The 18,110-nt window shown below is 72.4% G+C and carries 16 protein-coding genes; 11 read left to right on the top strand and 5 right to left on the bottom strand.

Annotated elements, in window-relative coordinates:
* The first annotated feature begins 79 nt into the window (after window positions 1-79).
* Genes FB467_RS07580 through FB467_RS07560 form a run of 5 tightly spaced genes read left to right on the top strand, consistent with a single transcriptional unit; the run spans window position 80 to window position 4,752 of the window.
* Window positions 80-1,390, top strand: coding sequence for an NAD(P)/FAD-dependent oxidoreductase (locus FB467_RS07580; RefSeq protein WP_141784560.1), 1,311 nt, complete (start codon window positions 80-82; stop codon window positions 1,388-1,390).
* Window positions 1,387-2,151, top strand: a complete 765-nt coding sequence (locus FB467_RS07575; protein WP_228393334.1) for a DUF1365 domain-containing protein — start codon at window positions 1,387-1,389, stop codon at window positions 2,149-2,151. Before FB467_RS07580 ends, FB467_RS07575 begins: the two co-directional genes overlap by 4 nt.
* Window positions 2,148-3,533: an SAM-dependent methyltransferase gene (locus FB467_RS07570; protein ID WP_141784559.1), complete on the top strand. Its 1,386-nt coding sequence runs from the start codon at window positions 2,148-2,150 to the stop codon at window positions 3,531-3,533. The genes FB467_RS07575 and FB467_RS07570 overlap by 4 nt, the downstream gene beginning before the upstream one ends.
* Window positions 3,530-4,306, top strand: a complete 777-nt coding sequence (locus FB467_RS07565) for an SDR family NAD(P)-dependent oxidoreductase (protein ID WP_141784558.1) — start codon at window positions 3,530-3,532, stop codon at window positions 4,304-4,306. Before FB467_RS07570 ends, FB467_RS07565 begins: the two co-directional genes overlap by 4 nt.
* Complete coding sequence (locus FB467_RS07560) at window positions 4,303-4,752, top strand: SRPBCC family protein (RefSeq protein WP_141784557.1); 450 nt, start codon at window positions 4,303-4,305, stop codon at window positions 4,750-4,752. The genes FB467_RS07565 and FB467_RS07560 overlap by 4 nt, the downstream gene beginning before the upstream one ends.
* A gap of 10 nt (window positions 4,753-4,762) precedes the next feature.
* Here FB467_RS07560 and FB467_RS07555 read toward each other — a convergent pair whose 3' ends face one another.
* A complete protein-coding gene (locus tag FB467_RS07555; RefSeq protein WP_141784556.1) occupies window positions 4,763-5,431 on the bottom strand; it encodes a LysR substrate-binding domain-containing protein in 669 nt (222 codons plus the stop codon).
* A gap of 11 nt (window positions 5,432-5,442) precedes the next feature.
* Between FB467_RS07555 and FB467_RS07550 the strand changes: the two genes are divergently transcribed.
* Window positions 5,443-5,814: an AtuA-related protein gene (locus FB467_RS07550; RefSeq protein WP_228393335.1), complete on the top strand. Its 372-nt coding sequence runs from the start codon at window positions 5,443-5,445 to the stop codon at window positions 5,812-5,814.
* An 18-nt stretch (window positions 5,815-5,832) separates the two neighbouring features.
* Here FB467_RS07550 and FB467_RS07545 read toward each other — a convergent pair whose 3' ends face one another.
* Window positions 5,833-6,210, bottom strand: a complete 378-nt coding sequence (locus tag FB467_RS07545; RefSeq protein ID WP_141784555.1) for a hypothetical protein — start codon at window positions 6,208-6,210, stop codon at window positions 5,833-5,835.
* A 180-nt stretch (window positions 6,211-6,390) separates the two neighbouring features.
* Here FB467_RS07545 and FB467_RS07540 point away from each other — a divergent pair, with 180 nt between their 5' ends.
* A complete protein-coding gene (locus tag FB467_RS07540) occupies window positions 6,391-8,052 on the top strand; it encodes a hypothetical protein (protein WP_141784554.1) in 1,662 nt (553 codons plus the stop codon).
* On the opposite strand, the gene FB467_RS07535 is transcribed toward FB467_RS07540, so the two are convergent.
* From FB467_RS07535 to FB467_RS07525, 3 genes are all read right to left on the bottom strand, one after another.
* Window positions 8,019-8,474 (bottom strand): VOC family protein, encoded by a 456-nt coding sequence (locus FB467_RS07535; protein ID WP_141784553.1) that lies wholly within the window; start codon window positions 8,472-8,474, stop codon window positions 8,019-8,021. The two genes, FB467_RS07540 and FB467_RS07535, sit on opposite strands and share 34 nt — an antisense overlap.
* Window positions 8,475-8,478: 4 nt before the next feature.
* Window positions 8,479-9,330, bottom strand: a complete 852-nt coding sequence (locus FB467_RS07530) for an AraC family transcriptional regulator (RefSeq protein ID WP_211350571.1) — start codon at window positions 9,328-9,330, stop codon at window positions 8,479-8,481.
* Between the two features lie 425 nt (window positions 9,331-9,755).
* Window positions 9,756-11,876: a RecQ family ATP-dependent DNA helicase gene (locus tag FB467_RS07525; protein ID WP_141784551.1), complete on the bottom strand. Its 2,121-nt coding sequence runs from the start codon at window positions 11,874-11,876 to the stop codon at window positions 9,756-9,758.
* A 126-nt stretch (window positions 11,877-12,002) separates the two neighbouring features.
* Here FB467_RS07525 and FB467_RS07520 point away from each other — a divergent pair, with 126 nt between their 5' ends.
* The 4 genes from FB467_RS07520 to FB467_RS07505 all read left to right on the top strand — a co-directional run bounded on the left by FB467_RS07520 (window position 12,003) and on the right by FB467_RS07505 (window position 18,102).
* Window positions 12,003-13,466, top strand: coding sequence for an APC family permease (locus FB467_RS07520; protein ID WP_141784550.1), 1,464 nt, complete (start codon window positions 12,003-12,005; stop codon window positions 13,464-13,466).
* A 3-nt stretch (window positions 13,467-13,469) separates the two neighbouring features.
* Window positions 13,470-14,351 (top strand): universal stress protein, encoded by an 882-nt coding sequence (locus FB467_RS07515; protein WP_141784549.1) that lies wholly within the window; start codon window positions 13,470-13,472, stop codon window positions 14,349-14,351.
* 140 nt (window positions 14,352-14,491) lie between these two features.
* Window positions 14,492-16,186, top strand: a complete 1,695-nt coding sequence (locus FB467_RS07510; protein WP_141784548.1) for a S1C family serine protease — start codon at window positions 14,492-14,494, stop codon at window positions 16,184-16,186.
* Between the two features lie 251 nt (window positions 16,187-16,437).
* On the top strand, window positions 16,438-18,102 hold the full coding sequence (locus FB467_RS07505; RefSeq protein WP_141784547.1) for a S1C family serine protease: 1,665 nt from the start codon (window positions 16,438-16,440) through the stop codon (window positions 18,100-18,102).
* Window positions 18,103-18,110: the final 8 nt, after the last annotated feature.

The following is an 18,110-nucleotide window of genomic DNA, read 5'->3' as shown; positions in this document are numbered from 1 at the left end:
GGACATACCCGCTACGTTGGGCCAACGTCACGCACGAGTGAGACCAGGACAAACCCTAGACAGATCAGAGGTGGGCAGCATGGTTGACGGGCGACCGACCGCGGCCGTCATCGGCAGCGGCGTGTCCGGGCTGACCGCAGCACACGTCCTGTCGGGCAGCCACCGGGTGACCCTCCTCGAGGGCGATGACCGGTTCGGCGGGCACGCGCACACCCACGCGGTGACCGACTCGGCCGGCCGGTCGCAGCGGATCGACAGCGGCTTCATCGTGCACAACGAGCGCACCTACCCGCACCTGCTGCGGTTGTTCGGCGAGCTCGGGGTCCGGACCCGGGAGACCGAGATGAGCATGTCGGTCACCTGCGGCGGGTGCGGTCTGTCGTATGCCGGGGGCCGGGGACCGCGCGGCATCCTCGCCCAGCCCCGGCGGGCCGCGGACCCGCGGTTCGTGCGGCTGCTCACCGAGGTGCCGCGCTTCCACCGGCTGGCCCGGCGGCTGCTCGGGGCGGGCGAGGACGACGTGGCCGCGGACGACGCCGGCGACGCCGCCCGCGGTCAGGGCTCCCTCACCTGGGGCCAGTTCCTGCGGGCCGGCGGGTTCAGCCGCTACTTCGTGCAGCACTTCGCGGTCCCGCTGGTCGCCTGCGTCTGGTCCGCCAACGGGCAGGACGCCCGCGACTATCCGGCCCGGCACCTGTTCGCCTTCCTGGACCACCACGGGATGCTGTCGGTCACCGGCTCCCCCACCTGGCGGACGGTGGTCGGCGGGTCGGCCAGCTACGTCGACGCGCTCGTCGCCCGGGTGCCGGTCGCGCGCAGCGGTGCCCCCGTCCTCGCCGTCGAGCGGCACGACGACGGGGTGGACGTGCGCACCGGCGACGGGACCACCGCCACCTTCGACCGGGTGGTGGTCGCGACCCACGCCGACGACGCCCTGGCCCTGCTGGCCGACGCGAGCGCCGAGGAGAAGTCGGCCCTGTCGGCCATCGGGTACTCCACCAACCGCACGGTGCTGCACCGGCACCCGGCCGTGCTGCCCGACCGCCGCCAGGCCCGGGCCTCCTGGAACTACCGGCTCGAGGACTGCGCCGGCGGGGACCGTCCGGTCCTTGTCAGCTACTGGATGAACCGGCTGCACGGGCTGGACTCCCCCGACGACTTCGTGGTCACCCTCAACCCGGGGGACACCGTGCCGGGACGTGCCGTGGTCGCGGAGATGACCTACCGGCACCCCGTGTTCACCCACGTCGCGGTCGCCGCGGCAGGGGTACTGCGCGGTGCGGGAGGACCGCGCCTGGCGTTCGCCGGGGCGCACCTGGGTTGGGGATTCCACGAGGACGGGTGCCGCTCCGGCGTGCAGGCCGCGGAGCGGCTCGGGGCGACCTGGTGAGGGCCGTACCCCCGGCCCTCCCGGCCGTCGTGCGCGGTCGGGTCGCCCACCGCAGGCTCTCCCCGGTCCGCCACGACGTCGGGATGACCGGATACCTGTGGCTGGTCGACCTGGCCGAGGTTCCGTCCCCCCGCCTGGTCGCCGCCTTCCCCACCCGGGGGCACTTCGACCCCGAGGACCCCCGCCCGATCCGGGACAAGGTGGTCGACTTCGCGGTCGCCACGGGTCGGGCCACGGCACCCGGCCCGGAGGACCGGGTGCTGATGCTCGCCGGCGCGCGCACGCTGGGGCACGAGTTCAACCCGCTGTCGGTGCACTGGTGCGTGGCCCCCGACGGGACGGTGCGGTGGTCGGTGCTGGAGGTGCACAACACCTACGGGCAGCGGCACGCCCAGCTGCTCGAGCCCGACCGGAGCGGCCGGGCCTCGGTGCCCAAGGAGTTCTACGTCTCCCCGTTCCTGTCCGTCGACGGGCGGTATGCCGTGCGCCTGCACCTCTCCCCGGACCGGGTGTCCGTCTCCGTGGTGCTCCACCAGGACGGTGCCCCGGTGCTGGCGGCCTCGTTCACCGGTCGGCCCCGGCCGGCCACCCGGCGCGAGCTGGCCAGGGCACTGCTGCGCACCCCGCTGGTGATGCACCAGACCAGCGCCCGGATCCGGCTGCACGGCAGCTGGCTGTGGCTGCGCCGACTCCCCGTGTTCCCTCGACCCAGCTCACCGCATACGAGCATCCCGACCCCGTCCACCAGGAGACCCGCATGACCCAGGACACCGCCCGCCCCACGACGCGGGACCTCGGCGGCCCCGCGCCGACCGGGACCGCCACGGCCCCGAGCGTCACCCCGACCCACCACCGAACCGATAAGCAGGGCACTGACCAGCGGGCCGACGGCCCGTGGGCCGATGTCCAGCGGACCCGGCGGGCGCCGGTGCGCGGGCGGGTGGCCCGGGCCCTGGTCGGCCGCGCCGTCCGCGACCTCGACCTGCAGCTGGTGCTGCCGGACGGGACGGTGCTGGGCTCCCCCGGCGCGGGGGCGCCCCGGCTGGAGATCTCGACCGAGCGGTTCTTCGACCGGATCGGCGCGGACCTGAGCATCGGTGTCGGCGAGGGCTTCCAGGCCGGGGAGTGGGCGCCCGCACCGGGCAGCGACCTGGCCGACGTGCTCACCCCGCTCGCAGAGCGGCTGACCACCCTCGTGCCCGGCTGGCTCAAGCGGTTCCGGCGCGTCCTGGAGCCGAGCCACCCCGCGGACGAGGGCGGTGACCCGGAGGGCGCGCGGTCCAACATCGCGCGGCACTACGACCTGTCCAACGACCTGTTCGCGACCTTCCTGGACGAGACCATGTCCTACTCCGGCGCCCGGTTCGAGGGTGCGGAGGCGCAGCCGGGCGAGGACCTGCTCGCCGCCGCGCAACGGCACAAGGTGGACGGCGTGCTGGACCTCGCGGGCGTCCGGGCGGGCAGCCGCGTGCTGGAGATCGGCACCGGGTGGGGGCAGCTGGCCATCCAGGCCGCCGGGCGCGGCGCGCGGGTGCACAGCATCACGCTGTCTGCCGAGCAGGCCCGGCTCGCGCAGGAGCGGGTCGCGGCGGCGGGGCTGGGTGACCGCGTGACCGTCGAGGTCCGGGACTACCGCGACATCCGGGAGCGCTACGACGCGGTCGTGTCGGTCGAGATGATCGAGGCGGTCGGCTACGACTACTGGGACGCCTACTTCGCCGCGGTCCGCGCGGCGCTGGTCCCGGGCGGCCGGTTCGGGCTCCAGGCGATCACCATGCCGCACGAGGTGATGCTGGACTCACGGCACGCCTACACCTGGATCCACAAGTACATCTTCCCCGGCGGGCTCATCCCCTCGGTCGAGGCGATCGAGGAAGCGGCCGCACGCGCCGGGCTCCGGATCGACGGCCGGCGCAGGATGGGCGACGACTACGCCCGCACCCTGCGGGAGTGGCGCAGCCGGTTCCGGGCCGGGGCGGAACGGGTCGGCGCCCTGGGCTTCGACGCGCAGTTCCAGCGGGTGTGGGAGTACTACCTGGCCTACTCCGAGGCCGGCTTCCGCGCCGGCCACCTGGACGTGTGGCAGTTCGGGTTGGACGCCGGCGCCGGGTCCCCGGCGGCGGACGCGGGAGGCGCGCGATGAGGCTGCTCGGATCGACCGTCTGGGTGGTCGGGGCGTCCTCGGGGATCGGGGCCGCGCTGGCCCGTGAACTGCAGGCCCGGAGCGCCAGGGTCGCGGTGTCCGCGAGGGACGGGGCGAAGCTGGCCCGCGTGGCCGGGGGGACGATGACCGTCGTGCCGGTCGACGTGACCGACCGTGCCGCGGTGCGCGAGGCCGCCGGTCTGGTCGAGGCAGCCGTCGGACCACCGGACGCCGTGGTGGTCTGCTCCGGGCTGTGGGAGCAGGGACGCCCCGGCGAGCTGGACCTCGACTCCTTCACCAAGCACCTGGACACCAACGTGCTCGGGATGGCGACCTGCATCGCCGAGGTGCTGCCCGGGATGCGCGAGCGCGGGCACGGCAGCATCGTCGGGGTCGCCTCGGTGGCCGGCTACCGGGGGCTGCCCGGCGCGGAGGCCTACGGCGCCTGCAAGGCCGCCCAGATCAACCTGCTGGAGTCACTGCGCGCCGGGCTGCACGGCACCGGCGTCCGGGTGCAGACCGTCTGCCCCGGCTTCGTGGATACCCCGATGACGAGCGCAAACACCTTCCCGATGCCGTTCATCATCACCGCCGGGCAGGCCGCCCGCGCGATCGCGGACGGGATGGCCAAGGACCGGTCCGAGATCGTCTTCCCGCTGCGGATGGCGGTGCTGATGAAGGCCGCCCGCCTCGTGCCGGTCGGGCTGTGGGCCCGGTTGGCGGCGCCCTCGGGCACCTCGAAGACGACGACCACTACCAAGGAGCACGCATGATCAGGGTCACCCGCAGCACCACCGTGACCGCGACCCCGGAGGCGGTCGTCGGCTACCTGCAGGACTTCGGCCACGCCGAGGAGTGGGATCCGGGCACCCGCTCGTGCACCCGGCTGGACGACGGGCCGGTCCGGGTGGGATCGAGGTGGCGCAACGTGTCCAGGGTGCTGGGCCGGGAGACCACGGTGGAGTACACCCTCGTCGAGCTGCGCACGGACGGCGTGGTCTTCGAGGGGCGCAACGCCGGCGCCCGGACGGTCGACGACATCCGGGTCGCACCCGCCGCCGGCGAGGACACGACCGGCTCCGTGGTCGACTACCACGCCACGGTGGAGCTGCGCGGCTGGTCCCGGCTGGCGTACCCGCTGATGCACCTGGCGTTCAGGAGGCTCGCGGACAAGACCGTCGAGCAGCTGCGCCGGACCCTGGACGGCCTGCGCACCTGACCGGCGCCGCTCAGCCGGTGGCCACCCACGTGACGCCGCGCATCACGGGGCGGGGCGCACCGGGACCGGTCACCATGTCGACCCAGGTCCGCACGGCGGGGGTGAGCGGCCGGCGGGCATCGCGGAGCAGCACGATGCGCCGGCTCACCGTCGGCACCAGCGGCACGTAGTGCAACCGGGCGAACTCCAGGGGCGGCAGCACGAAACCGGGGACCGCGGCGACCCCCAGGCCCCCGGAAACCAGCCCCGCCACCGACCCGACGTTCTGCGCCTCGATCGTCCCGGACGGTTCGACGCCGTGCGCGGCCAGCGCCTCGTCCACCAGGCGCCGGATGCTGGAGGAGCCGGAGAAGCCGACCAGCGCCCGATCGTCCAGGTCGGCCCAGGTCACCTCCTCCCGGTCGGCCAGGTCGTGCCCCTGCGGCACCGCCAGGAAGAAGTCGTCCCTGGCCAGCGGCAGCACCTGCGCCTGGCGCGGCCGGTCCGGGCCCAGCGCGGTCACCGCCAGGTCCACGGCACCGCTGCCGAGGCTGGTCAGCACCCCCTCGCTCAGGCGGTCCTCGACGGTGATGCTCACCCCGGGGTGCGCCGAGCGCAGCGCGAGCACGAAGGGCGGCAGGAGGGTGGCCGCCAGCGACGGGAGCGTGGCGATCCGCAGCGACCCCCGGGTCCCGGACAGTAGCCCTCGACGTGGGCGAGGCCGGCCTCGACGTCCGCGACCACGGAACGGGCCACGGCCACGACGGCGGCGCCGTCGGCGGTCAGCGCGACCCGCCGGGTGGTGCGCAGCGTGCCGGTGACAAGGGCGACACGCTGATCCTGGCCGTCATCGCCCGGGGCGGGCCGGCCCACCGGACGCTGGTCGAGCGGCTGACCGAGGAGGTCGTGACCGCTGCCTACGCACCCCTGCTGACCGGGCCGGTGTCCCGGAACGTGCTGCCGCAGCTGCACGCCATGGTGTTCACCCTGCCCGGGGTGCTGGGTGGCGGGGTCACCGGGTCCCCGGTGCTCGACGGGCACGGCAAGACGATGAGCTACCACCTGGCCACCGTGCGGCTGTGACGTCCGGCGTGGCCCCTCTCACCAGGTCAGGCCACGCAGCGAGAGCTCCGCCTCGGTCCGCATCCGCTCGACCGGAGGCAGCGGCGGGTTCTCCGGCGGCGGGATCTCCAGCGCCAGACAGCACTCCCTGAGGGTGTCGTCGTAGGCCAGGCTGATCGCCTGCAGCCGGTGCGCGCGCGCCGGGAGACGGGAGGCCTCCACGGCCGCGTAGTCGGTCTCCAGCCGGCGCAACGTGGCCACCAGTGCCTCCAGGCTGCGCGCGGTCGGCACCGGATCCGGCGCGGTGGTCGCGGCAGGTCGCTCGTGACCCACGAACCAACTGACCAGACGGATGAGGACGGCCGTCACGGCAGCCGGGAGCAGGCACAGGGCCAGGTAACTGAGGACCGCGACCATCACCGCCTCCTGGTGCTCCGGTCGGGCACCGGTGCGCGACCGGTCCCTCCATGATCCTGCGCTGCACGCCGGCTGTCGAGGGTCCCCGGCCGGGTCCCGTATCAGCGACCGGGCCGACGCGCTCCATACGGTGCGGTCTCACCCCGGTCGGCCCAGGTCGGCCCGGCACGAGGAGGCACGGTGAGCGAATACATCCGACAGGCCGTCGTCGTCATCCACGGCATGGGCGAGCAACGCCCCCTGAGCACCGTCATCGGCTTCATCGACAACGCGCTGGACCCGGCTCCCGGGACCGGGAGCACCCGGACCTACTACTCCCGCCCCGAGTCGGTGACCGGGTCGTACGAGTCCCGCCGGTTCCTGGCACCCGCCCGCTCCGTCACCGGCCGCGACGGGGAGGTGGAGGTGAACGCCCACACCGAGTTCTTCGAGTACCACTGGTCGCACCTGATGCAGGGCAACCGGCTGGCCGACCTGACGGACACCGTCCGCCGGATCCTCGTCCTCCCGATCACCCGCGTGCCGTACGGGCTGGTCTGGGCGTGGCTGCTGCTGTGGGCCGCGGCCCTGGCCTCCCTGTGGGCGCTGGTGTGGGGGCCCTGGTCCTCGGTGCTGGCCGGAGGCGGGGAGGGCGACCTGGTGACCCGTCTGCTCGGGACGGTCCTCTCCGGTGGCGCCATCGCCGCCGTCGTGACGTTCGTCGTCGGCAAGGTGCTCCCGGGGTGGCTGACCACGAGCTTCGTGGACGTGGTCCGCTACCTGGACACCTCGCCCCGGTCGTATGCCGTGCGCCGGGAGATCCGACAGGGCCTGGTCGAGTTGCTGCAGCGACTGCACGATGCACGACTGCGGGACGGCCCCCGATACGACCGGATCATCGTCGTCGCGCACAGCCTCGGCAGCTACCTCGCCTACGACGCGATCAGCTACCTCTGGGCCCAGGGCAACGCCAAGAACGCGGGGGCCCGCGCCCCGGAGCAGTTCCGTGGCCTGGCAGACCTCGAGGAGGCCGCCTCGGCTCTACCTGACCAGGGTTACCGGCCCGGCGTGCTCCCGGTCCTGGAGGACGGGGCACTGGAGGCGTTCCGTGACGCCCAGCGTGCGGCCTGGATCGGGCTGCGCGAGCAGGGCAACCCCTGGCGGATCACCGACCTGATCACCGCCGGGTCTCCGATGTACTTCGCCGACCGGCTGATCAGGGCCAAGGGCAAGCTCGCCTTCCGGGAACGGGTGCTGCGCGGGGAGCAGCCCACCTGTCCCCCGCAGAACGAACTCGAGGAAGGCAACCGGATCCACGGGACCCGTCGCTTCTTTACCTGGGCCAGGGGCAGCCGCCGCGTGCTGCACGAGGGTGCGCCGTTCGCCGTCGTCCGGTGGACCAATCTCTACTACCCCGCCCGGCTCGGCTTCTTCGGCGACTGGTTCGGCGGCCCGCTGGCCCCCCTCTACGGCACCGGCATCAAGGACGTCATGGTGACCGGGAACGGACCGCGGGGCATCGAGGCGCGCCCATGGCGCAACCGGCTGGTCCCAGGCTTCGCCCACAGCCTGTACTTCTCCTTCCCCGACGACGATGCCCCAGCCTCAGCCGCCACGATCCTGCGTGAAGCCCTAGACCTGGCGGCCTCCGGATGGGTCCCCTCCGCCGGGGAGCTGGAGAGGTCGCTGGCCCCTGACGCGAGGAAGAGGGCGAGGTCCCGGACGCGCACCCCGGCCGGTGTCGACAAGGACGGAGCGAGGAAGGACCGAGCGGATAAGGCCGGGGAGGAGAAGGCCGGGGACGGTCGTGGTCCGGCGGGGACGGACACTCAGGAACCGGAGTTGTCCGGCTCCCCCGCGTAGTGGCCGAAGCTCCAGAGGTTGCCCTCCGGATCCGCCACCACGAAGCTCCGGTTGCCGTAGTCCTCCTCCTGCAGCTCCATCCGGATGTCCGCACCCGCGGCCCGCGCCCGCCGGAAGATCTCGTCCACGTGGCGGGTGACCACATAGCAGCCGGCCCCGCCCGGCGGTTGCTCCCAGTCGGAGCCGTCACGCACCGACCCGAGCATCACGCCGCCGCCCTCCGGCCACCCGAGCTGGGCGTGCTCGACGACGTCACCGTCGGCATACACCGCTGTGCGGGTGAAGCCGAGGACGTCGGTCAGGAACGTGATCATCGCCGGTGCGTCCCGGTAGCGCAGCGTCGGCCAGACCGTGGGCGGCGGGGGCGCGCCGCCTGCGACTGCCTGGGGCTCGGGGGTCGTGGAGTCTGATGTGGTGTCCATGCCCTCAGTCTTCGGGGTAGGGGTACGTCTCGGCTTGGACGTTTCGGCGTTCGTGCTCCAGCCACCCGGTGGGGCTCAGCGAAGTGAACTCCCGGAACTCCCGGACCAGGTGGGAGTGGTCGGCATACCCGCAGTCGGCGGCGATGTCGGCCACCGACTCGCCCGAGCCGTGGGTGGTCGCCACGACCCGGCGCTTGGCGTTGTGGAACCGCATCAGCCGGCTCAGCCGCTTCGGCGAGACGCCGAACTCCCGGTCGAACAGCGTGCTCAGTTGTCGCGGACCGAGGTGGACGTGACGGGACAGGCCCTCCATGGACCCGCTCCCCCGGTGCCGGGCGATCCAGGTCCAGCCGGCCACGAGTTCGGCGCGGGGAGGCGGCGTGCGGGAGTCCTCCAGCCGGCGCCGCAGGTAGCGACCCACCTCGGCGAAACCCTGTTCCCAGGGGAGCTCCTGCATCAGCCGCTGCCGCAGCCGCTCCGCCGCCGACCCCAGCACGTCCTCCCCCTCCCCGACGAGCGGCAGTTCCCCCGCCGGTACCCCGAAGAGCGCACGCGAGGCCAGCGGGTTGATCGCCAGCTGGATGCCGGACTGACGCTCCGGCTGGACCACGAACGCCGGGCTGGTGTGCAGCCCGCTGAGCAGGATCGTCGTGGCCTGCCGGTCGTCCGCACCCCGGTCCGGGTCGAACGTGGTCTCGACCGGCCCCTCGAGGGAGAAGATGAAGGTCAGGTATGGCGAGGGCAGCCCCAAGTGGGTGCCCTGCGGCAGCCCGGTGGACCGGTAGCCAACCGTCGTCGCGACGCCCGGCACCGCCAGCCTCGTGGCGCGGAACTCCGACGTCGCTACGGTGTCCACCGTGCCAGTATCCGCCGCGACTCCCCCCGGCGCCACGTACATCTCAGCCGGCGGTACTATCCCCCCTTCCTCGACCCCGCCCCCTTCCTCGACCGAGCGCGTCGTCTGGCGGCCTCCACCCCCCACCGAATGTCTGATCTGGCTGCCTCCACCCCCCACCGAACGCGTGACCTGACGGCCCCATCCACTGACCGAGCGCATCAACGGGCGAACCCGCCGTGGGCGAGCGTCGATCTCAGGCCCTGGGGCGTCCCGCACGCCCGTCCAAGCACGGTTGAGCCGCCAGGTCACGCGTCCTGTGGGGTGGATCCGCCGCCAGGTCGGACGTCCGGTCGCGGGTGGAGACCGCCAGGTCAGGCGTCCGGTCGCAAAGGGAGGGTGGGGTGGGGTGCGGGTGGGAGTGGGAGTGGGAGTGGGAGTGGAAGTCAGCCGGCCTGGGCGAGGGCGAAGGGGAGGACCTCGTCGGCACCGGCGAGGCGCAGGGCGCGGCCAGCGACGGTCATCGTCCAGCGGGAGTCCACCAGGTCGTCGACCAGCAGCACCGGGCCGCGGGTGGTGGCCAGGGCCTGCGCCAGTTCGGGGCCGACCGCGAAGCGGTCCCACACACCGGCCAGCCGGAAGGCCGAGTTGCCCCCCGCTTCGCCGGTCGGTCCGCCGTGCACCAGGTCGAGGGATCCGAGCAACGGCAGGCGACCCAACTCGCTGATCCGCTCGGCGAGCGAGGTGACCAGCTGGGGGTGGGTGCGGGACGGCATACCGACCACGGCGACGGGCCGGGTCACCCAGTCCCACTCGGCGAGCACCTGCACGACGCCGGTGACGACCTGGTCCGGCACCGGCTGGTCCTCGGCCAGCAGGGACCGGATCCGTTGGCCCCACCCCAGGTCCGACAGGCGGGCGAGCACCCGGCCGGTCGTGAGCCCCTCGCCCGCCGGGATACGGCCCTTCACCGGGACGCCGAGACGATCCATCCCGGTCGGCCACTGGGCGCGAGCGTCGAGGTCCACACCCACCCGGGAGATCTGCCCGAGCGCCAGGTCCACGGCCTCGCGGGGGATCTCGGTCGGGAACCACGGCTCGGTGCAGTTGTCGCACCGGCCGCACGGTGCGGCCGTCGCGTCGTCGAGCGTCGACTGCAGGAAGGCCATCCGGCAGTCGGCCGTCGCCAGGTAGTCGAGCATGAGCTGCTGCTCCCGCTCCCGCGCCTCGGCGACCCGGTCGTAGCGCTCCGCGTCATAGGTCCACGGCTCACCGGTGCCGGTCCAGCCGCCGGACACCCGCTGCACGGCTCCCTCGACGTCGAGCACCTTCAGCAGCAGCTCCAGCCGGGTGCGGCGCACGTCGACCTGGGTCTCCAGGGCGGCGGTCGACATCGGTTTCGGGGCTCCCGCGAGCGCGGTCAGCACCGCGTCGGCCTGCTCCTGACGGGGCATCGAGGCGGAGGCGAAGTAGGCCCAGATGTTGCGGTCCTCCACACCGGGCAGCAGCAGCACGTCGGCACGCTCGGTGGCGCGACCGGCGCGTCCCACCTGCTGGTAGTAGGCCACCGGGGAGGACGGTGCCCCGAGGTGCACGACGAAGCCCAGGTCGGGTTTGTCGAAGCCCATTCCGAGCGCGCTCGTGGCCACCAGCGCCTTCACCTCGTTGTCCCGCAGCGCCCGCTCCAGCTCCAACCGGTCGGCCGGGTCGGTGCGGCCGGTGTAGGCCCGGACCTCGTGACCGGCCCGTTGCAGGGTGGCCGCCAGGTCCTCCGCCGCCGACACCGTGAGGGCGTACACGATGCCGCTACCCGGCAGCGACCCGAGGTAGGCCGCGAGCCAGGCGATGCGGCGCTCCGGTGTCTCCAGGGTGAGCACGCCCAGACGCAACGAGGCACGTGCCAACGGTCCCCTGATCGTGGTCACCGACCGGGCCGACCCGTCCGCGCCGACCGACAGCTGCTCCACCACGTCGTGCACGACCCGCTCGTTCGCGGTCGCGGTCGTCGCCAGCACCGGGGTGTCGGCGGGCAACCCCGCCAGCAGGGTGCGGATCCGCCGGTAGTCGGGGCGGAAGTCGTGCCCCCAGTCGCTGATGCAGTGCGCCTCGTCGACCACCAGCAGGCCGCAGCGCGCGGCCAGTTCCGGCAGCTGCTCCTCCCGGAACCGGGGGTTGTTCAGCCGCTCCGGGCTGACCAGCAGCACGTCCACCCGGTCCGCGGCGAGGTCCTCCCGGACCCTGCCCCACTCCTCGGCGTTGGCCGAGTTCATCGAGACCGCGTGGATCCCGGCCCGAGAGGCGGCCTCGATCTGGTCGCGCATCAGGGCCAGCAACGGGGAGACGATCACCGTCGGCCCGGCACCCTCGGCGCGCCGCATCGCGGTGGCCACGAAGTACACGGCCGACTTGCCCCACCCGGTGCGTTGCACCACCAGGACCCGCTCGCGCCGTTCGACCAGTGCCTGCACTGCCTCGAGCTGGCCTTCGCGGAAGTCCGCGTCGGTCCGTCCTACCAGTGCGCGCAGCGCCTGCCGCGCCCGGTCCGTCATCGCTGTGTCGGTGGTCATCGCCGTCAGGGTACGGTCAACGGCCGCCAGAACGCGTCGCCAGGGGTCTAGCGCTCGGCGGTGGGACGGTCTATGTTGCGGAGGTTCGCTGCACGCGGGTCCCTCGGGGGGCCGGGAAGGACCACCATGTCCAGAATGAGTCTCGGCACGCAGTTCACTCGACGCAAGCCGATCGGCGCTGCCCGCACGGGATCGGCGGACGAACACCTGGAGCCCAGTTTCGGCACCTTCTCGCTGATGATGTTCGGCGTCGGCGCGACCGTCGGCACCGGGATCTTCTTCGTCCTGCAGGAGGCCGTGCCGGATGCCGGCCCGGCGGTGGTGATCTCGTTCCTGGTCGCCGGTCTCGCGGCCGGCCTGTCCGCGATCTGCTACGCCGAGATGGCGAGCACGATCCCGGTGAGCGGCTCGACCTATTCGTACACCTACCACACGCTTGGCGAGCTCATGGCCATGGTGATCGCGGCCTGTGTGATCTTGGAGTATGGCGTGGCGGCCGGGGCGGTGGCGGTCGGCTGGAGCGGGTACTTCAACAACCTGCTGGACAACACCATCGGGGTCAGCCTGCCGGACTCGCTGTCCTACTCACCCGTCCCGTTCGAGGGCGACCCCTCCGGCCTGATCAACCTGCCGGCCGTCGTCCTCGTCTTCCTGTGCACGTTGCTGCTGATCCGCGGGGCGAGCGAGTCGGCGCGGGTCAACGCCATCATGGTGGTCGTCAAGATCGGCGTGCTGATGCTGTTCGTCGTGATCGGGTTGACCGCGTTCAAGTCGGACCACTTCGCGGGCTTCTGGGACGCGGGCTTCGCCGGCATCGGCGCGGCGGCCGCTACGATCTTCTTCTCCTTCATCGGGTTGGATGCGGTCTCGACCGCCGGCGAGGAGGTGCGGGACCCGCAGAAGGCGCTCCCCCGGGCCATCATCGGCGCCCTCTTCGTCGTCGTCGCGGTCTATCTGCTGGTGGCCCTGGCCGGGGTCGGGGCGCAGGAGGTGGAGCGCTTCGAGGATCCCGAGCAGCAGAGTGCCGGGCTCTCGGTGATCCTGACCAACATCACCGGGTCCTCCATTCCGGGCACGATCCTGGCGGCCGGCGCGGTGATCTCCATCTTCTCGGTCACCCTGGTCACCCTCTACGGCCAGACCCGCATCCTGTTCGCGATGGGCCGGGACCGGATGCTCCCGGAGAAGTTCGCGCACGTGAACCCGCGGACCATGACGCCCACCTTCAACACGATCGTGGCCGGCACCGTCGTGGCCCTCATCGCCGGTTTCGTCCCCGCCGGCTACCTCTGGGACACGGTCTCCATCGGCACGCTGACCGCCTTCTCGGTCGTCGCGATCTCGGTGATCGTCCTGCGCCGCAGGGAGCCTGACCTGGAGCGTCCGTTCAAGGTGCCCGGCTACCCGGTGGTGCCGATCCTGACCGTGGTGGTCTGCGTCTACATGCTGACCAACCTCTCGCTGATCACCTGGTCGGTCTTCCTGATCTGGCTGGTGCTCGTGCTCGCGTTCTACCTGCTGTGGGGCCGGCACCACTCCCGGCTGGATCCGGACAGCGACGCGGCGCCCCTCGAGACGGTGGAGGACTGACCGATGACGATCCTGGTCGGCTTCGCCCCCCACAAGGACGACTCCTCCGCGATCGAACTGGGTGCGACCCTCGCCCGCTCCCGGGGCGACGACCTGCTCGTGGTCAGCGTGGTGCCGGCGCCCTGGCCGACTCCGCTGCCCGGGGGCGCGGACAAGGAGTTCGCCAGCTGGTCGCGGGAGCGGGGAGAGGCTGCTGTCGCCGAGGCGGAACAGTTGCTGGCCCAGCACTGCCCCGACCTGGACACGGAGGCCACCTGGGTCACCGGCCGGTCGGTCCCCTCCACCCTGTGGAGCCGGGCCCGGGAGGCGAAGGCCTCGCTGATCGCCCTCGGCTCGGGCAACAACGGCCCGTGGGGCCAGGTCGTGGTCAGCACCACCGCGGACTGGTTGCTGCACACCGCCGAGGTCCCCGTCGCCGTCGGGACCCGCGGGTACCGGGCCGACCCCGACAGCCGGGTCAGCCGGGTGACCTGCGCGTTCCGCGGGGACGACGCCTCCCGCCGAGTGCTCCGGCAGACGGCCCACCTGTGCAGCGACATGGGCGTGCCGATGCGGGTGGTGACTTTCGCCGTCCAGGGCAGGTCGATGCACACCGCCGGGGTCAGCGGCGCCGAGGAGATGGTGGCCGACCGCTGGGTCGAGCAGGTGGGTGCCGCCCAGGCACACGCGGTCGAGGGGCTGACGGGGGTCGACCCGGAGACGGTGGAGCAACTCGTAGCGGCGGGGCGCGACTGGACCTCGGCCTTCCGCCGGGTCGACTGGATCGCCGACGAGGTCCTGGTGGTCGGTTCCTCGGTGAGCAGCCCGGTGACCCGACTCTTCCTGGGGCACGCCGCGACCAAGATCGTGCGGCAGTCCCCCACGCCGGTCATCGTCGTCCCCTGACCGCTTTTCCGCTCCGTCTCAGCACGACCTGTCACGACTCCAGGGCTCCGGCGTATCAGGAGGACGCCCGCGCACTCATCACCGGTCGATGGATCCCCACCGCGCTCCCCGCGCGGCCTTCCCCGACAGGAGTCGACCCCATGCGCCCCACCGCCGAGCCCCGTGCCTCGTTGCTCACCCCCGCTTCCCACCGTCGTCCGCTGACCACGCTTTCCCTGGCCCTCCCGGTGGCCCTGCTCGCCGCCGGCTGCGCCGGCGGTGACGCCCCCTCCGTCTCGACCCCGACCGCCGACACGCCGACGGTGGCGGCGGCCGACAATGCCGTGGTGACGGCCGAGCCGGCCGACGTGGAGGACGTGGCGGACGCGGGCTCCGGCGGAGCGATCAGCAGCTTCGACCAGGCGCAGCCGGCCGTGATCCAGATCGTGGCGCAGGGCTCGTTGCGCGACCCCGAGGTCGGGATGCGGACCACCGCCGGCTCCGGCAGCGGTTTCGTGATCAGCCCCGACGGTCTGGCCGTCACCAACAACCACGTGGTCACCGGCGCCGCGACCCTCGAGGTCTACATCGGCGGGGACACCACCCGTAGCTACAACGCCCGCGTCGTCGGCGCCTCCGAGTGCAACGACCTGGCCCTGATCGACATCAGCGAGTCCGCGCCGCTGCCCTACCTGGAGTGGTCCGACGAGCCCATCGCCACCGGGCTGGAGATCTACGCCGCCGGCTTCCCGCTCGGCGACCCGGAGTACACCCTGACCCGCGGCATCGTGGCCAAGGCCAAGGCGGGCGGCGACCTGACCGGCCTGTCCTCCATCGACCACACCATCGAGCACGACGCGAAGACCCACCCGGGCAACTCGGGCGGCCCGTTGCTCACCGTCGACGGCCAGGTGGCCGGCGTCCACTACGCCGGTGGCCGGGCGCGGGAGACCACCGACCACCAGCACTTCGGCATCGCCCACGACCTGGCCGCCCCGGTCGTGGAGAAGATGCGCGAGGGCGACTTCGAGTCCCTGGGCATCAACGGTGCCCCCGTGTTCGACGAGGCCCTGGGGATCAGCGGGATCTGGGTCTCCGGCGTCAAGCCGGGCTCCACCGCCGCCAAGTCCCAGGTCCTGCCCGGCGACATCATCACCACCCTGAACGGCCTGCCGATGGGCACCGACGGCACCATGCGGGACTACTGCGACGTGCTCCGGACGGCCGGCGACGGCAGCCCGATGGCGATCGAGGTGCTCCGCTGGGACAGCCAGGAGGTGCTCCGCGGGGAGTTGAACAACCCGATCGAGGACCAGGTCGCACTCACCCCGGTGATCTCCTTCGCCGACCAGATCGGCGACGACCTCGCGGATTCCGGCGACGACGGCGAGGTCACCTACAGCTACGAGCCGGTGGTGGACGACTTCAACCAGATCACCGTCAACGTCCCGACCGCGTGGGCGGACCACAACACCCTCCCGCAGACCGACGAGGACGGCATGTCCTGGCCGTTCATCGCCGCGGCCGCCGACCTCGACCGGTTCCAGCAGCGCTGGGACGAGCCAGGGCTGGTGTTCACCATGACCGACCCGATCGAGGACATCGAGGGCTTCCTGGACGAGTTCGGCTACGAGCAGTACTGCACCCTGGAGGAGTCCGCCCCCTACGACGACGGCGTGTTCATGGGGTCCTACCGGATCTACAGCGCCTGCGGGGGCGGCGACGCCATGCTGGTCTCGCTGACGGCCAACCACGTGGACGGCTCCGGAGCGGCGGCGCTGATGGCCCAGTTGGTGACGGACGCCGACGTCGATGCGCTGGACCAGGCGCTGCGGACCTTCAACACGGTCGGCTGACCCACCCTCCCACCGCCGGTGCGTATGCCGTGTGCCCGAGTCGGGCACACGGCATACCCCTGTCTGGCGGTCGGCATACGGCTGCCCGGCGGTCGGCGCCACGCGGGCGCGGTGTTCGGGATCGGTCGGGACGCTGGGCCGGGTCCCCGACCGGAAGACAGAATGTGCGGGAACGACCGTGACGTGGGCTGCGTCACACCCGCAGTCAGGACGCCGGGGTCACTGGGCACCGGCCGGTACCGCCACAGGAGATGAGCACCGTGAACCGCACCAGGCGCCTCGCCCCCGCCCTCACCCTGCCGATCGCCCTGGCGCTCGGGGCCTGCGCGGGAGGCGCACCCGAGACCGCCACGCCGCAGCTCGGATCGGGTGGGGGGACGCAGGTGCAGACCATCGGGGACGGGACCGACTCCACCGCCGGGCCCGACGGGGACGACGCCGACCGCACCGAGGGACCGGACGACGGGGGCGGGATCGCCCGCTTCGACGAGGCGCAGCCGGCGGTCATCCAGATCATCGCCTCCGGCACCCTGCGCGACCCCGAGGTCGGGCTGACCACCACGGCCGGGTCCGGCAGCGGGTTCCTGATCAGCGAGGACGGGCTGGCGGTCACCAACAACCACGTCGTGACCGGGGCGGGCACCCTCGAGGTCTACATCGGCGGGGACACCAGCACCAGCTACAACGCCACGGTGCTCGGCGCCTCGGAGTGCAGCGACCTGGCCCTGATCAGGGTCGACGTCGACGGTGCCGTGCCCTACCTGCGGTGGTCGGACGACGAGGTGGTGCCGGGGCTGGACGTCTACGCCGCGGGCTTCCCGCTCGGCGACCCGGAGTACACGCTGACCAAGGGGATCGTTTCCAAGGCCAAGGCCAACGGCGACATCACCGGGTCCTCCTCGATCGCGCACACGATCGAGCACGACGCCACGATCCAGCCGGGCAACTCCGGCGGCCCCCTCATCTCGGTGGACGGCGAGGTCGTGGCGGTGAACTTCGCCGGAGGGGCGCTGCGCGAGGGTGCCTCGAACCAGTTCTGGGCGATCGCCGCCGACCTCGCCCAGCCGATGGTCGAGTCCCTGGGGGACGGGGACGTCGAGTCGCTGGGCATCAACGGCTGGCCGGTCTTCGACGACCAGCTGGCGATCAGCGGCATCTGGGTGGCCGGGGTGAAGGCCGGCTCTCCCGCCGCCCGGGCCGGCCTCCTGCCGGGGGACATCGTGCTCACCCTGAACGGGATGCCGATGGCCCAGCAGGGCACCTACGCCGAGTACTGCGACGTCGTGCGGACCAGCGGCCACAACACGCTGAGCGTGGAGGTGCTGCGCTGGGACACCGCCCAGGTGCTGCGCGGGGAGATCAACGGCGACCTCGAGCTGGAGCCGATCCTGTCCCTGGCGGAGGAGGTCGGGGACGAGGTCGCCGGCGGCGGGGGCGAGGACACCCCGGCCCCCCCGGACGAGGAGGGCGTCTACGAGACTGTCGTGGACGACACTGGGTCGATCCAGGTCGATGTCCCGGTCCGCTGGAACGACCGCGAGACCTCCTCGGACAACTCCCCGGAGGGGTGGCCCTTCATCGGGGCCTCCGACGACATGGCGGCCTTCCGCGCCGGTTGGACCCACCCCGGGCTCGTCTTCTACCTGCGGCCCTACCAGGGTCATGAGCGGGACATCCTGAGCCACTACACGTACGAGGACGTGTGCGCCGAGCAGGTCACCGAGGAGTTCTCCGATGCGATGTACCGGGGCCTCTACCAGATCTGGAGCGACTGCCAGGACACCGACGGTCTCGTCGTGACGCTGCTCGCCTCCGACCACGACCAGACCTACACGGCGGTGATGGTGACCTACGTGGCGACCGAGCAGGACCTGGAGGCGCTGGACCGCGCGTTCGCCAGCTTCAGCATCTTCTAGCGTCCCGA

The organism is Ornithinicoccus hortensis (assembly GCF_006716185.1).
GTDB classification, from domain to species: Bacteria; Actinomycetota; Actinomycetes; order Actinomycetales; family Dermatophilaceae; genus Ornithinicoccus; species Ornithinicoccus hortensis.
The sequence above is the reverse complement of the archived record's forward strand: the minus strand, read 5'-3'. Positions and strand labels throughout refer to the sequence as shown.